Genomic DNA, 15,074 nt, shown 5'->3' with positions numbered 1-15,074 from the left:
GGAGGCATTTCACGATGAACCAGCAATCGATTCACGATCGGATAATGTCTCGCAAGAGCAGCGACGTTGTTCCGAACCAAGCGGATGATCGCCATAGACCGCGGCGAAACTGGCTGAAAACGACGGCCCTGTCGTTGGTCGGCATCGTCGTTGTCGGCGCCGCCGGTTACGTTGCAATGCGCTATGAGGCAGTAGCGAATTTCCTGTCGAAGCCGGCAGTGGCAGAAACGAATGAAACCGTTCCGGCGCCCGCCGATACGCCATTTCGTCAGCACGCCAAACAGGCAGGTTTGCAAGCTTGCGCCAACGTCTTTCCGGCCCTGGGAACACTGCTGACCAATGGTTCCCAATATGGCGTTCAATCGACGTGGAATAACGACCAGCCGGATGCGCATGCGGTGCAGGCACTGGTGGGCATGAATTATGCAACAGAAGGGTACAGCGGTCCTGCCGCAGGTGTCGTCGTCGCTGCGCCGACCGGGTCCCTTTGTGAAGGTTCGATGGTCCGGGTAGCACCGTTCTCGGCTTCATGTGCGGATATGCCGGTCATGCTTCCGAAAGGCAGCAAGCTTACCGACAATCTTGCACAGGTCAGCGTCTACGAACTTCCCGATAACGGTGGAAACGTGATGCTCCTGCCGACCGGCAACAGCTGCGTCGTCGTTTCCGTGGCGTCGGCGGCAGCACAATAAGGAGGTGAGGCATGAGATTGAGTTTTTCCCTTGGTGCGGTCGGCCTGATGTTGCTCTCCGCCGTGCGGTTGAGCGCGGCGGATCTGTCTGCGACGGCTGCGGATATACCGGTTCCGCCGCAGGAAGAGAAAGGAATCTGGGCGGCGATCGCCTATTCCAAGAGTGATGAGAAGCACGGTTTCTTTTGGGGCGCCGATAAGCGGCAGGAGGCAATGGACATTGCACTCAAACACTGCGAACGCGACGGGGGAAACGCTTGCGTCGTGGTAAGCGTGTTCCGCAATCATCGGCATTGGGATGACGACGACGAAACAGGCTTTCCGTACAATCATTGCGGCGCGCTCGCTGTAGGCGAGGAAACCGCCAGTCGCCTCGCGAGTTGGGGTTCAGAGACCGCGCAAACACGACGGGAGGCCGAAAACCTGGCACTGCAGGCTTGTGAGCGGGCCGGAGAGAAATGTAAAATCCGCGAGTGGGTGTGCACATGAAGTATCATTCCAAGCTCGTTTCCGCCTGCGGGGCATTCATATTCTCATTGCTCTCGCAAGCGACGGCACAGCAACAGCTAGCGGCTCTTCCGGGTGGAGCGTCATCCCTGCGCGAGGCATATCAGGATTGGAGTGTATCCTGCTCGGTTCGGGAGGACACCAAGAGCTGTTCGCTCTCACAGGACCAAGTACAGCAGAACGGCCAGAGGCTCCTCGCCGTAGAGGTGCAGAGGCGCGCGGATGGTTCGGCAACCGCTACGCTGCTTCTCCCGTTCGGAATATTGCTCGATCCAGGCGTTACGCCGCAGATCGACGATCAGCCGCCGCTACCCCCGTTGCGATTCAGGACCTGCGTGCCCACGGGATGCATCGCTATGTTCTCGATTGATCCGCCGACGCTTGGAAAGTTGAGAGAAGGCTCAGCCCTGAAGCTCAATGTCATGACCGCTGCGGAGACCCGGTTGACATTTCCGGTATCCCTCCGCGGCCTGACCGTAGCGCTCGATCGCATGGCTGCGCTGAGCGCACGCTGAGACGAGCCAAGCATCGAGCAGGTTGTACCCGCAGATTAAGTTTCCAGGGAAAGCCCGGCCAGTTGCGCCGGGCCTTCTTTTACGGGCATGAAGATTTTGTTGGGGTGTGCACGAATTGTTGCGGGAAGGGAGATGGCGTTGCGCACAATCCGGGGACCTGACGGACACTATTCCGGAGATTTCCGCTTCCTGATCCCGCATGCGGTTTCCGTCAATAGTCTACCAAATTTATGATCTATAGCGACCCCGTGTGGGTTGCACTGTCAGGAAGAGATTTGCGCGACCGCTCGGTTGCGCGACGCTTCGCCAACGCAAGTGTCGGCGGGATCGGTCCGGCTGGGCTGCCGGCGAGTTGTCCGCGGACAACCAATGAACTGCCGGATGACAAAACTGCAGCGCTCCGGCAGCACAACCGAGCTTTTTGTTAAGCGTTTGTAAAATGGCAACGAATCGGCGCATAGTATAACTGCGCAGATCAGCTCTCATTGGGGAATTTTGCGCAGTTTTTGGAGAATAGGAATGTTGCAACAGAGAATCCAGAGCCTTGAGGAGCAGGAGCATCTGCCGTCGCTCTTGTCTGCCGACGCTCAGGAACTCGCACACCAGTTGCAGGAGCATCAGAAGAAGATCTTTTCTCCGTCGGCGCAAAAGACGATGCGGCTCTTCAGTCCGGCAGAGGCAGCGGCCTTCATCGGAATCGGCGAAGGTTATCTGCGCCAGATCGCCTCAGAAGGCCATGGCCCGCAGCCGCTGTCAAACGGCCGCCGCATGTATGCGATGGAGGACATCGACCGTATCCGCCGAGTCCTCGACGAAGGCAGCAAGACCGGAAAATATATTCCGCATCGCCGACCAGGCGAGAAGCTGCAGGTCATCTCCGTCATGAATTTCAAAGGCGGTTCAGGCAAGACGACGACATCCGCTCACCTCGCGCAGTATCTCGCCTTGCGCGGCTATCGGGTGCTGGCGATCGATCTCGATCCGCAGGCCTCCCTCTCCGCCCTCTTCGGCCATCAGCCGGAACTGGACGTCGGCGAAGGGGAAACGCTCTACGGCGCCATACGCTACGAAGCCCCCCGGCCGGTCGCGGAGGTGGTTCGGTCGACCTATACCGCCAATCTTCACCTCATTCCGGGCAATCTCGAACTCATGGAATTCGAGCACGAGACTCCGAAGGCGATGATCGCGGGCTCCACCGAAACCATGTTCTTCGCGCGGATCGGCGAGGTGCTTTCCGAGATCGAGAGCTTCTACGACATCGTCGTCATCGACTGCCCGCCGCAGCTCGGCTTCCTGACCATGTCAGCGCTTTGCGCCGCGACCTCCGTGCTCATCACCGTGCACCCGCAGATGCTCGACGTCATGTCCATGTCCCAGTTCCTGTCGATGACAAGCGAGCTCATGGCCGTTGTCGAGAACGCCGGCGGGCGCACCAGCTATGACTGGATGCGCTATCTGGTCACGCGTTTCGAGCCGAACGACGGACCGCAGAGTCAGATGACCGGTTTCATGCGCGCGATCTTCGGTAACCGCATGCTGCAGAACGCGATGGTGAAATCGACCGCGATTTCCGACGCCGGCGTGACCAAGCAGACGCTCTATGAGGTGGAGCGCTCGCAATTCATACGCGGTACCTACGATCGGGCGATGGATTCGCTCTCCCTCGTCAATGCAGAGATCGAAGAGATGATCCGCAAGGTCTGGGGGAGGAAGTAACCGATGGCCCGCAAGAACCTGATCGGCATTTCCGACAGCCCCCTCACCTCCGAAGACGGGGAGCGTCCGGCCGTCGGTCGTCCGATCGCGGGTCTTGCGCCCGCCCAGCGCTCCAATGGCCTCGTCGGCGGCATCACCAGATCCCTTTCGAACATCACCCAGAAGGTCGAACGGGCGGAGGAATTGGAGCGCCAGCTTGCCGAGGGGCACGCGATCGTCGAACTGGACCCGGAGCTGATCGATTCCTCTTTCATCATCGATAGGCTGGGTGTCGCCCCCGAGGTTCAGGCCATGCTGGTTCAGCAGATCCGGGACCACGGACAACAGGTTCCGATCCTCGTACGGCCGCATCCGGCGGAAAGCGGCCGATATCAGGTCGCCTACGGCCACAGGCGGCTTGCGGCATTGCGCGAGATCGGCGCCAAGGTCAAGGCGGTCATCCGGAACCTGAACGACGAGCAGCTCGTCATTTCCCAGGGGCAGGAAAACAACGCCCGCACCGACCTCTCCTTCATAGAGCGGGCCTTATTCGCAACGCGTCTTGAAGATCGCGGCTTCTCGCGGGATACGATCATGTCGGCCCTCGGAGTCGACAAGGCGGCGCTCTCCAAGATGATCGCCGTCGTCCGCCGATTGCCGTTGGAGATCATCGAAGCCATCGGTGCCGCGCCGGGTTTCGGCAGGAGGCGGTGGATCGAACTCGCCGATCTCATCGACCGCGATGACTGGCGTCCGAAGGCATTGGATTTCATCGATGCGCCGGAGTTCAAGGCGCTGGAGAGCGATCAGCGTTTCGAAAAGCTGTTTGCCTTGCTGAGCCTCGCCAGGAAGCCCTCAAAGGCGGAAACCTGGATTGCTCCGGACAGGAGCCGCGCCGTGCGGATTCGTGAAACGGATGCGGAAACGACGCTGGCCTTCAGCAAGAAGGCGGCACCGGGCTTTGCAGAATTCGTGAGGAAGAGGCTTGAAGCGCTCTACCTCGAATATCAACGGGACACAGGAGACTAAACAGAGCAAAAGAAAAAGGCTTCCGAACGACTAGCGCTGCGGAAACCCTTCTCTCGTGTAGCAACTAGAGAATCCCATTTCCGCGAATCAGTGTCAAGCATTTTTGACGTCGTTTCGGCGAACGAATTTCTTTTGCCTTGGAAAAGGTGAAGAAAATGGAACGTGGAAGTGTGACGACGCCCTTTGGGCGGCGGGCGATGACGCTTGGCATGCTCGCAAGTCAGATCGCCGCCGGCAACGTCCCGCCGGACCGGTCGGTGGACAAGTGGAAATTGTTTCGTTCTCTCTGTGAAGCGAAGACGGTGATCGGCGTGTCCGATCGTTCGCTTGCGGTGTTGAACGCCCTTTTGAGCTTCTATCCGGGAGCCGAGCTCTCGGGCGAAAATGGCCTCGTCGTTTTCCCCTCCAATGCGCAGCTCTCGCTCCGAACCCACGGAATGGCGGGCACCACGCTCCGCCGGCATCTTGCATGCCTCGTGGAATCGGGTCTGATCCTGCGGCGCGACAGCCCGAATGGTAAGCGTTACGCTCGAAGGAACCGCAATGGTGCGGTAGGCGAAGCCTTCGGATTCGACCTCTCCCCACTCGTAGCCCGGGCCGATGAGTTCAAAACCGCCGCTGCCGAACTTGCCGCAGCCAACCAGTATCACCGTCAGATGCGCGAAAGGTTGAGCCTCTGCCGGCGCGACATCGCCAAGCTGCTCGAGCTCCTCCGTGAATCTGGCCTGCCAGGCGGCTGGGAGCAGCAGCAGCGGCGATATGAAGAATTGTCTGCGCCTCTCTCGCGCAAGGCATCGGTCAGCGACGTCGAGGCCCTTCACGACGCTATGGCGGAAATTCGTGCCGATCTGTCCAATCGATTGGAAAAACTACTTAATTCGGAAAAAATGGATGCCAATGATCGCCATAATGGGCAGCACATACAGAATTCACATCCAGACTCTCAATTTGAATCTGAACCTGGCTTGGGAAAAGGCTCGGGGAAATTTTCGGCAAGGGCCCAAAGCTGCAAGGCGGATCCTGTAACGCCGAAGGCGAAGCTGGAGGTCGCGACCCATGTCGATGTGCAGACCCCTGTCAGCCCGGCGCCTCCATCTCTGCCGATCTCCCGCCTCGCCCGGGAAGTTCCCCTGCCCGTCCTCCTATCCGCTTGCCCGCAGATCACCGATTACGGACCACAGGGCCGTATAACGACCTGGAAGGAACTGCTGACCGCTGCAATCGTCGTCAGGACCATGCTGAACGTAAGCACGGATGCTTATGACGATGCATGCACGGTCCTCGGCCAGGAAAATGCTGCGAGCGTCATCGCCTGCATCCTGGAGAGAGCCGATTGCATAAGTTCGCCCGGCGGCTATCTTCGGGTTCTTACCGCGAGAGCGCGGCGCCAGTCTTTCTCGGTTGCTCCGATGGTCGCTGCACTGAGGCGCGCGCGAGGGCCAAGCATGCCACCTGTCAGTTGACGCCGCTAAGCTCAGCGGACCTATTAGCAGGGTCAAGCGCACTGCAGGTTTTGTCTGTCGTAAGGTTGGGTCTGGCTTGCGACGCGGACCACTCGCGGTTGCCTTGACGCTCGAGATAGGGGAAACTCGCCTCAGTTGGGGATTCGCATTCGTTTTGATTTACCGCCTTGGTGTCTGTTTCTTAACAATTTTGCTTCTATCGTAAGGTATTGGCGAACAAAGCGATAAATCGGCAATGCGGAAGCTAAATCGCCAATAGGTTCCGTCACGCGGACGGCCTCCTTGCGGAGCTTGGTAACCGCAACGACGGCGGCCAACCACCTCCCCTATTCTCCAGTCGATTGAACGTCGTGCGGGCGGCCAACCAACTCAGAAGCATGGCAACCGGCCATATGCAGGTGTCGATCCCTGCTGCCGTTTCCCCAGTTGACAGCTGTCAACAATGCGAACTTTGCCGCTCACTCGCGCCAGTGTTCCGCGACCCATGGGCTCGGGAGAATATAGTGCCGGAGGTAGCGGAACGGGCTCTTTTCTCTTCTGTCTGGAGAGAAGAGCCCGCGAATATGATCGATCGGCGTCGCCACCCGCCCCTTGTAGCCGAACTGACCGTCTATCGCATGTTGCGGCAGCAGACCACGCGGAAAAATAACCACGCGTGCATCCGCTGGCAGCTGTGGCGGCAGGAAGTAGTTCAAGGGGAATGGCCGCCGACAATCCTGGCGGAAATGTAGAACGAAACGCCGCGGGAAGAATTTCGCACCTCCTGGCGCGTTGCGCGTCACGAAGCGTTGCTCGAATTCATATTCGTCCGCCACCTGTTGCGGGTCGGCGCGGAACTTCTCCTGCAATGGGACCAGCTTTCCGACGGGGAAGCGGAACAGCGACGTCTGCCCGAGACGCTCAAGCGGCGTCGTCTGATTGCGGGTCATCACGATATCGTTGGGACCGCCGATCTCGAAAAACGCGTCGAGCGATCCGACGACCACCAGATCGAGGTCGAGAAAGAGTACCGGTCCCTTGAGGCTGCCGAGTTCCGGGCCCCACAGGCGCGCCTTGGGCCAGATTCCCTTGGTATTCACCGGCATCTCGACATCGAGCGGCGGAAGGTCCTCGCAGAGTATTTCCGACCGAAGGCCTTCCCTATTGTCGGTAAAACAGGTGAAGGTGAAAGGCGGCGTGATGTTGCGGGCGACCATCGCGAAGAGGCGGTTCACGAAAGGCGCGCCGTATTTCGTTCCCCAATTTATACAGATTACCTGCTTGACGCCGCCGGAAGCGGCGAGAATATCGGATACCATAGACGCTTGCCTTTTCCTTGTGTCTAACGGCGCATCCGCACAGCGGAGCTTTGCCGAGGGGCGATTTCCTCCGGTCCGGAACTCTCCGGCTGTGTAGACAGCCGTACCTTTTGGAGTTCCGGGAGGCGTCGGGCGCCCCGAGATCAAGGGCGCTCCGCCATGCCGGCCTGGAGTTGACAGCTGTCAACTTCATCAAGTTGGTTGGCCTCAGGCCGGTCTTAAGATCAACGCCGCCGGCGCGCAAGCGTTCTCGTGGACAGCGTGCGGGGAACAGATGTGAGCGGAGCACAATAGGGGTGGAAAACCTTCGAATAGCTGTGCCGGAACGAAAGCGCGTGTTACCTTCCGTTTCACCGCAACGCTTTGCTTTCAAAATGAGATATGAGATCCCTGATCCGCTCGATCCGGCGCTGCTGCCGATCCTGATTGCCGCCGAAGACGGGCTCGCCCGGCTCGACGAGCGGGCAGGGCGTCATGCCGTCGCCGAGGGCTTTCGGGAGCGCGGCCAGTTTTTCGACGCGGCGGCGGCGCTTTGGGTCGCCGGTGAACTGGTCCATGTCGAGGACCTGGTTCTACACGATTCACATATGGACGCGCGCGCTCCGTCGCACGAGCTGACCATCGCGCACGCGGTTCTGAGGGCGCGGCGACGATTGGATTTGGCCGATGCCGACTGGGCCTTGTCGCCACCCGGGCTGATCGCGTTGCGCGGCGAGGGGGGCCCGGCCGTCAGGCATGACTCCCCCGACACTTCGGCTTTCCGGGACGATCCGGACAAAACGGATGCACCCGACATGGCGGACGGTCCGATGGACAGCTCCCTTTCCGACGCATTCGCCGAGATCGATGCGGCGATCGCCCGGTCCGCGCGGTTGCTGGACATTCATGCTGGAAGTGCGGCCATGGCAGAACAGCCCGCAATCGAAACGCAGTCGCAAAGAGTAGAGCCGACGGGCCAACTCGGCCTGCTCTTCGATGACGACTGGGATGAGGCCGCCCGGCTCGACGCGTGGCGCGCCGTGCTGCCGGTTGCCGACCAACTGCCCGCCGCGCTTGGGGCTGCCGTTCTTTTCGATGCATGGGAGCGCATCGAGCCGTTGCGCCGGCAGCACTGGCTCGGCTCGCTTCTCGTCGGCGCCTATCTTCGATTTCGCGGTAAGGTCGGTTCGCACGTGCTCGCCTATAATACCGGCCTGAAGACGATCCGCCACGAGCGTCGACGCTCAAAGGACCGGCTGACGCGTCTCACCGGTTTTCTGGAGGCGATGTCCGCGGCGGCCGAACTCGGCATGAAGGAACTCGACCGTCTGTCGCTCGCCAGGACGCAGATGGAAATGCGGATCAAAGACCGCCGATCGAACAGCAATCTCCCGGGCCTGATCGATCTCGTTCTGTCGCGGCCGATCGTCTCCGCACCTCTGATCGCGCGCCATCTCGGGGTCACGCCGCGCGGCGCCCTCAATCTGGTGCGCGAACTCGGGGTGCGCGAAATGACGGGCAGGGGACGCTACCGCGGCTGGGGCGTGCTCTGAAAGAGCGAGGGGAAACGGCCGCTTCAGCTCCGCCGCAGATTGAGCTCGCTCGTCACCACGCGTTTTCCTGTCGCCGGATCCACGTCGACAGTACTGAGGCGCATTCCGTTCTCCCCGCGTTTCTGCACGATGAGCGTCGCCCTGCGATCGCCGTTGACTTCCCTTGCCCAGGTGACGGTCAGATTGATGGCGTTGCCGCGGCGGCTCCCGGACAAGGCGGACCTTCCGCCTCTCGGGCCGACATAGATGCCGGTGTAGCGAGCGCCGTCGGACCTCAGATCCGCGCTGATCGAGCGCGACACCACGAGCAGGCCGCGGCAGGTGCCTCTCATGGCGAGGGCGGTGCCGGTCGCATCCGAGCTGAAATTGCACGAGACATTGATCGGTCCTCGGTCGATGCGAAGCAGCACCGTGCCGCCGCCGGTCCATCGACCCTCGAGCGAATTGAGAAAAGCCGCCTCGTCGGCGGGGGCAGCGCTCGTCTCCAAGGGAAGTATCCCCCCGACGAGCACGAGCCCTGCAAGCACGAACCGGGATATCTTCCGCCGCATCATCGTCATAGGCCTCCCGTTCTGGAGCGGAATGAGGAAAAGGCACGCGGTCTTCCGCAGACCCGTCGCGCGACCGGTCCGAATGAAACGGCGGATCGCCGCGAAGGTTCCGGCGTGCCGTTATCGCAACAGTATCACCGATCAATGGCTGCGGGCAGACGCCGGCTGACTTGAGGAACGGTCGCCGGAGCTCAGGCGAATTTTCTTGCGCCGGCAACGCAGGCGACGATGGCGGCCGTCGCGGCGAGCATGCCCCAGCTCACGGACTCGCCGAGCAATGTCGAAGCCAACGCAAGGCCGAAGAAGGGCTGCAGCAATTGCAACTGGCCGACCGCCACTATCCCTCCCAGCGCCAGGCCGCGATACCAGAAGATGAAGCCGATGAGCATACTGAAGACGGAAACGTATCCGAAGCCGAGCCAGGAAGCGACGCTCAAGCCCGCAAGACTCGACGGCATGGTGGCGAGCATCAGGGCCGTCATGATCGGAAGGGAGAGGACGAGGGCCCAGGAAATGACCTGCCAGCCGCCGAGCCTGCGCGACAGCTTCGCACCCTCCGCGTAACCGAGCCCGCAGGCGACGATGGCAGCGAGCATCAGGAGATCCCCGATCGGCGAGGCGGAAAAGCCCTGCCGTGCCGCGAAGCCGACGACGATCGCGCTGCCGAGGCCGGAGAACACCCAGAAGGCGGGGCGTGGACGCTCGCCGCCGCGAAGCACGCCGAAAATCGCGGTTGCAAGCGGCAGAAGGCCGATGAAGACGATGGAATGGGCGGAGGTCACGTGACGCAGCGCAAGCGCCGTCAGAAGCGGGAAACCGACGACGACACCGAGCGAGATCACGGCCAGCGATGCGAGGTCTCCGCGGGCAGGCCGTCTTTCTCGGAACGCGAAGAGCAGACAGAAGGCGAGCAGTCCGGCGATCGTCGCCCGTGCCACGGTCAGGAAGATGGGGTCGAAGTCCATCACTGCGACGCGGGTCGCCGGCAACAAACCGCTGAAGATCACGACGCCGATCAAACCACTCATCCAGCCGCTTGCTGCCTTGTTCATACCTATGCTCCTTTTTCTCCGGTATCGGGCTGGATCGCTGGCCGTTCCAGAGACAGTAGGGTACAGTTGATAAGAACTGTCATGGAGAAAGGGCCAGTACGGATGCAGCTGAAAGCGACGAGTGCCGCTGGCGAAAGCCTGATCACCAGGGTGATGGGCACGGTGAAGCACCGGATAGCCGCGCGGAGTTTGACGCCCGGCGCGAGGCTCCCGTCCATCCGTTCCTTCGCTTTGACGATGAAAGTCTCCAAGTCCACGGTGGTCGAGGCCTATGAGCGCCTTCAGGCCGAAGGTGTGATCCGCTCGCGGCCGGGCTCGGGCTTCTTCGTAGCGGCGCCGCTCGCGCCGCTCACGCTTGCCGAGATCGGCCCGCGCGTGGACCGGGCCGTCGATCCCCTGTGGATCTCGCGCCAGGCCCTTGAGCCGGGGGAGGGGGTACTGAGGCCCGGATGCGGCTGGCTGCCGCCGCATTGGATGCCGGAGGAAGGATTACGGCGGGCGTTGCGGGGCATCGCCCGCGGCGCCGCCGCCACGCTCGTCGACTATGGTTCGCCACTCGGATTGCTGCCGCTGCGTCAGCTTCTGGCACGGCGCGTGGCGCAGCACGGCATAGAGGCGTCGCCCGATCAGATATTGCTCACCGAATCCGGCACGCAGGCGATCGATCTGCTTTGCCGTTTCCTGCTGAAGCCGGGGGATGCGGTGCTCGTCGACGATCCGTGTTATTTCAATTTCCACGCACTCCTCAGGGCGCATCAGGCAAAAATCGTCGGCGTTCCCTATACGCCCGGCGGGCCGGACATCGGCCGCTTCGCCGAAGCGCTCGCAGAGCACAAGCCGCGGCTCTACATCACCAATTCCGCCATTCACAATCCGACCGGCGCAATGCTGTCGCCGCTCGTCGGCCATCGTCTGCTCAAGCTTGCAGAGCAGGCCGGGCTGACGATCATCGAGGACGATATCTTCGCCGATTTCGAAGAGACGCCGGCGCCGCGCCTTGCGGCTTTCGACGGGCTCGAAAGGGTGGTGCACATAGGCAGCTTCTCGAAAACGCTGTCGGCGGCGGTGCGCTGCGGCTTCATCGTGGCGCCTCGCGGATGGGTGGAGGCGTTGACCGACCTCAAGATCGCCACGTGCTTCGGCGCCGCCGGCTTCTCCTCCGAACTGGTGCTGACGCTCCTGAAAGACGGCAGCTATCGCAAGCACATGGAGACGGTGCGTCAGCGCCTGGCAGGGGCGATGGCCGAGACTGCCCGAAGACTCGCCCGGATCGGGATCACGCCATGGATCGAGCCGCAAGCGGGCATGTTTCTCTGGTGCCGGCTGCCGGACGGCATCGATGCCGCAAAGCTAGCGAGGCAAGCGCTCGCCAGAGGCATCGTGCTCGCGCCGGGCAATGTCTTCAGTCATACGCAGACGGCCAGCGGGTTCTTGCGCTTCAATGTCGCCCAGTCGGAAGACGAGCGGCTTTTTCGCGAGCTTGCAGCACTCCTGGCCGCTGCGTAGATCACGATCATTCCAGGCACGTTCTAAGGCCTGTTGCGTCTCGTAAGACGCGCGGCGCTGTAGGAAAGTTTTCGGAGGCCTGCAGCCTCTCCTCGTTCAGTGACAAGCCCATGCCTGAACCGGAGAAACCGTGCAGGCCCCTGTCAGAAACGCGTGGTCAGGCTCGTGAGCCAGGCCGGGGAAGCCTCGACCAGCGCGGCCTCCAGCTGCTTGTCCACGCCTGTCAGGATGGCGATCCCGATCACCAGCAACACGGCGCCGAATACGGCTTTTGCGACCTTGCCAAAGCCCAGCATCCGGTCCCGCCAGCGGTTGAGGACCTCACGCGACAGCTGGCCGAGGAGCAATAGCGGCGCGGCGGCCCCAAGACCGAAGGCGGCCATGGTCAGGAAGACCTGAGTGAGGTTCTCGCCCCGCGCTGCCATCAGTGACGCGGCGCCGAGGGTCGGACCGACGCAGGGGCTCCAGACGGTGCCGAGCAAAAGGCCGACGACGAATTGGCCTCTCCAGCCATCGCCATGTTGACCACCGAAGCGGCGCTCGGTCCAATTGCCGATCGGCCCCGCTGCCGTAGCGAACCGGAGCTGCATCGAGGGAAGGATGAGGACGACGCCGAGGCCGATCATCAGCAACGCGCCGAACGAGCGGAAAAAGTCGAGGTCGAGCCCGATACCGAAGCCGAGCAAGGCGACGAACATCCCGATCGCCACGAAGGAGCCGGCCAGCCCTGCCGCAAGTGCAAGATGGCCATAGCGGTGCTTGCCGATGGCGGTCGCGAGCACGATAGGTACCAGTGGAAGAACGCAGGGCGACAGGATGGAAAGCACCCCTGCGATCGTCGCGAAAATCAGCGTTGAAATCATCGTTCAATTCGTCAATGCCGATCTGAACAATGTCTCGATCGAGGCCGGGTCGGTATCGCCGACCGAGCGGGCCGTCTCGGAAGCTCCCTTGAAGGCGATCAGCGTCGATTGGCGCTGTGCACCGAGCGCCTGCACGACGTCCTTCTGCTTGTCGAAATCCACCTTGAAGACCGTTACGTCCGAGAAATCGGGCGATGCGGCCAGCTTTTCGACAATTGGTTCCTGGGCGGCGCAGGTCGGGCACCAGCTCGCCCAGATATCGACGACGATCGGGTTACCCGCCTGCTGCGCCGCCTCGAAAGCCGTGGTTTCGAAGGGTTTCAGTTCGCCCGCGAATGCGGTCGCCGCGGTCAGGGCGACGAATGCGGTACCGGCAAACGCTGCCATGCGTGTGAAAGCTCTCATCTTTGATCTCCTCTCATGAGCCGCTACCCACGAAGCGGCCGCTGCCGAGCGGCGGCTCGGGAGGGGGAATGCCCCGAAGCGCCGTTCAGTGGATTCGACAGGCCATGGCGGGGAAACGTTACGCTTTGTGGAACACAAGATCGTGATCGGCGGCGGCGAAACGGCAAGCGGCTTTCGTTGGTCTCATCCTCGGAATTTCAGGAGGATATGCATGACAAATTTCCACTGCACGCGCGCCGTTGCCGCCGCCTGCCTGTCGCTCGCCCTTGCCGCTGCTCCCGCAGCGGCCGGGGAAATCTTCGAGCTGAACGGCGTGGCCATCTCGGGCTACGATCCGGTCAGCTATTTCTCATCCGGCGGGCCAACCAAGGGCTCGCCCGAAATCAACGCTGCCTACAAGGGTGCGACTTTCCATTTCGCGACGGCGGGCAACCGCACGCTCTTCATAGCGGAACCGGAGAAGTACCTGCCGCAATACGGCGGCTACTGCGCCTACGGCACCGCGCGCGGCTACAAGGCGCCCACCGAGCCACATGCATTCACGATCGTCGGTGGGAAACTCTACCTGAACTACGACGCGGCTATTCAGGACACCTGGCGTGAGGACAAGGCGGGCTACATCTCCAAGGCGGACCAGAACTGGCCCGCGGTCAAGGATCAGTAGGCTGGAGGAGGGCTGTCAGGAGCCCGTTCGGCGATCCGGCTCGATATCGCGGGGATGCGGGCGCGGCCTCCCTTCGCGGATCATCCCCCGGTCGCAGTGGGCCACGTCGCTGCCTTCGACCAGTCCGATGATTTCGGCGCGATGCTGGTCGAGATGCGGCGGAGGGTGCTGATAGGCAACCGGGGTCGCGGAAAGCTTCAGCGGATTGCCGAGGAGACGCACCGGCCGCCCGTCCTCCTGCTCCATGGTGATGACCATGTCCCGTGCCAATGTGTGCGGGTCGGCGAGTACTTCGTCGACACCGGCGACCTGCCCGGCAGGAACGCCCGCCTTCAGAAGGCGCTCGACCCAGACGTCCGCACCATCCGCCCGGAGCGCTTCAGTTATTATCTTCGCCAGGTCGTTCCGGTTTTCGACACGGTCGCAGTTGGCGCGGAAGCGGGCGTCGCAGCCCAGTTCCGGCAGGCCGATGGCGCGGCAGAAGCGCTTGAACTGCTCGTCGTTCCCGACGGCCACCGCGAGGTCACGATCGGCCGTGGGGAATGTCTGGTAGGGAGCGATGTTCGGGTGGGCATTTCCGATCCGCTCGGGTCGTTTCCCCGATACCAGATGGTTGGTGGCGGCGTTGATGAGCCAGGCGACCTGCGTGTCGTAGAGGGAAAGATCGATATATTGGCCCTCTCCCGTCGTCTCCTTATGCCGGAGCGCCGCCAGAATTCCGATCGTGGCGTACATTCCGCACATGACGTCGGCGATGCCCACGCCGACCTTCGTGGGCTGCCCTCCCTCTTCGTCCGGGTGTCCGGTAATGCTCATCATCCCGCCCATTGCCTGGATCAGGAAGTCGTATCCGGTCCTGTCCCGATAGGGGCCGGTCTGGCCGAATCCGGATATGGAGCACCAGACGAGGTCGGGTTTGATGCGCGCCATGTCCTCGTAGCCGATGCCGCGGCGGGCGAGGTCTCCCGGCTTGTAGTTCTCGATCACGACGTCCGAGATCGCCACGAGTTTTTTCACGAGTTCGACCTGGGCCTTGTCGGTAATGTCGATGGCAATCGATTTCTTGTTGCGGTTGGCGGAAAGGAAATAGGCGCTGAGGTCGCTATCCGCTCCTTCCGCGCCGGGCACGAAGGGAGGCCCCCAGCGCCGGGTATCGTCGCCGAAAACCGGCCTCTCCACCTTGATGACCTCGGCGCCGAGATCGCCCAGCAACTGCGTCGCCGTAGGCCCGGCGAGAATCCGCGAAAGATCGAGGACCCGAATACCGGCGAGTGCGCCTTTTTTGCTCTGTTCCACCATAAAA

15 protein-coding genes are annotated in these 15,074 nt (G+C 61.8%); 9 read left to right on the top strand and 6 right to left on the bottom strand.

Annotation, left to right across the window (positions count from 1 at the left end):
* Positions 1–14 precede the first annotated feature (14 nt).
* The 6 genes from AC6CIG_RS03470 to repC all read left to right on the top strand — a co-directional run bounded on the left by AC6CIG_RS03470 (position 15) and on the right by repC (position 5,900).
* Positions 15–692: a hypothetical protein gene (locus AC6CIG_RS03470; RefSeq protein WP_437407447.1), complete on the top strand. Its 678-nt coding sequence runs from the start codon at positions 15–17 to the stop codon at positions 690–692.
* 11 nt (positions 693–703) lie between these two features.
* A complete protein-coding gene (locus AC6CIG_RS03465; RefSeq protein WP_437407448.1) occupies positions 704–1,180 on the top strand; it encodes a DUF4189 domain-containing protein in 477 nt (158 codons plus the stop codon).
* A complete protein-coding gene (locus AC6CIG_RS03460) occupies positions 1,177–1,713 on the top strand; it encodes an invasion associated locus B family protein (protein WP_018096007.1) in 537 nt (178 codons plus the stop codon). The genes AC6CIG_RS03465 and AC6CIG_RS03460 overlap by 4 nt, the downstream gene beginning before the upstream one ends.
* A gap of 522 nt (positions 1,714–2,235) precedes the next feature.
* Entirely contained in the window at positions 2,236–3,429 is a 1,194-nt protein-coding gene (repA, locus tag AC6CIG_RS03455; protein ID WP_498322434.1) for a plasmid partitioning protein RepA, read from the top strand.
* A gap of 3 nt (positions 3,430–3,432) precedes the next feature.
* Positions 3,433–4,437 carry a plasmid partitioning protein RepB gene (gene repB, locus AC6CIG_RS03450; RefSeq protein WP_498322309.1) on the top strand — a complete coding sequence of 335 codons (1,005 nt, stop codon included), beginning with the start codon at positions 3,433–3,435 and terminating at the stop codon, positions 4,435–4,437.
* A 155-nt stretch (positions 4,438–4,592) separates the two neighbouring features.
* Positions 4,593–5,900, top strand: coding sequence for a plasmid replication protein RepC (gene repC, locus AC6CIG_RS03445; protein ID WP_498322433.1), 1,308 nt, complete (start codon positions 4,593–4,595; stop codon positions 5,898–5,900).
* Positions 5,901–6,358: 458 nt separating this feature from the next.
* On the opposite strand, the gene AC6CIG_RS03440 is transcribed toward repC, so the two are convergent.
* Positions 6,359–7,198: a glycosyl transferase gene (locus AC6CIG_RS03440; protein WP_102763785.1), complete on the bottom strand. Its 840-nt coding sequence runs from the start codon at positions 7,196–7,198 to the stop codon at positions 6,359–6,361.
* A gap of 374 nt (positions 7,199–7,572) precedes the next feature.
* On the opposite strand from AC6CIG_RS03440, the gene AC6CIG_RS03435 reads away from it, so the two are divergent.
* Positions 7,573–8,730 (top strand): RHE_PE00001 family protein, encoded by a 1,158-nt coding sequence (locus AC6CIG_RS03435; protein WP_498322307.1) that lies wholly within the window; start codon positions 7,573–7,575, stop codon positions 8,728–8,730.
* Positions 8,731–8,753: 23 nt separating this feature from the next.
* Here the strand turns inward: AC6CIG_RS03435 and AC6CIG_RS03430 are convergent, their stop codons facing one another.
* Complete coding sequence (locus AC6CIG_RS03430) at positions 8,754–9,284, bottom strand: hypothetical protein (protein ID WP_411926443.1); 531 nt, start codon at positions 9,282–9,284, stop codon at positions 8,754–8,756.
* A 188-nt stretch (positions 9,285–9,472) separates the two neighbouring features.
* On the bottom strand, positions 9,473–10,333 hold the full coding sequence (locus AC6CIG_RS03425) for a DMT family transporter (protein ID WP_498322305.1): 861 nt from the start codon (positions 10,331–10,333) through the stop codon (positions 9,473–9,475).
* Between the two features lie 81 nt (positions 10,334–10,414).
* Here AC6CIG_RS03425 and AC6CIG_RS03420 point away from each other — a divergent pair, with 81 nt between their 5' ends.
* Positions 10,415–11,839, top strand: a complete 1,425-nt coding sequence (locus AC6CIG_RS03420) for an aminotransferase-like domain-containing protein (RefSeq protein WP_498322304.1) — start codon at positions 10,415–10,417, stop codon at positions 11,837–11,839.
* A gap of 143 nt (positions 11,840–11,982) precedes the next feature.
* Here AC6CIG_RS03420 and AC6CIG_RS03415 read toward each other — a convergent pair whose 3' ends face one another.
* Both AC6CIG_RS03415 and AC6CIG_RS03410 read right to left on the bottom strand, forming a co-directional pair.
* Entirely contained in the window at positions 11,983–12,702 is a 720-nt protein-coding gene (locus AC6CIG_RS03415; RefSeq protein ID WP_102761502.1) for a cytochrome c biogenesis CcdA family protein, read from the bottom strand.
* 3 nt (positions 12,703–12,705) lie between these two features.
* Positions 12,706–13,107, bottom strand: coding sequence for a thioredoxin family protein (locus AC6CIG_RS03410; RefSeq protein ID WP_245425066.1), 402 nt, complete (start codon positions 13,105–13,107; stop codon positions 12,706–12,708).
* A 211-nt stretch (positions 13,108–13,318) separates the two neighbouring features.
* Between AC6CIG_RS03410 and AC6CIG_RS03405 the strand changes: the two genes are divergently transcribed.
* Entirely contained in the window at positions 13,319–13,771 is a 453-nt protein-coding gene (locus AC6CIG_RS03405; protein WP_102761504.1) for a YHS domain-containing (seleno)protein, read from the top strand.
* 15 nt (positions 13,772–13,786) lie between these two features.
* On the opposite strand, the gene AC6CIG_RS03400 is transcribed toward AC6CIG_RS03405, so the two are convergent.
* Complete coding sequence (locus AC6CIG_RS03400; RefSeq protein ID WP_018096018.1) at positions 13,787–15,070, bottom strand: CaiB/BaiF CoA transferase family protein; 1,284 nt, start codon at positions 15,068–15,070, stop codon at positions 13,787–13,789.
* Positions 15,071–15,074 lie beyond the last annotated feature (4 nt).

This window comes from Sinorhizobium sp. GQ132 (genome assembly GCF_059758575.1).
This window is presented reverse-complemented; position numbering and strand designations above follow the sequence as displayed.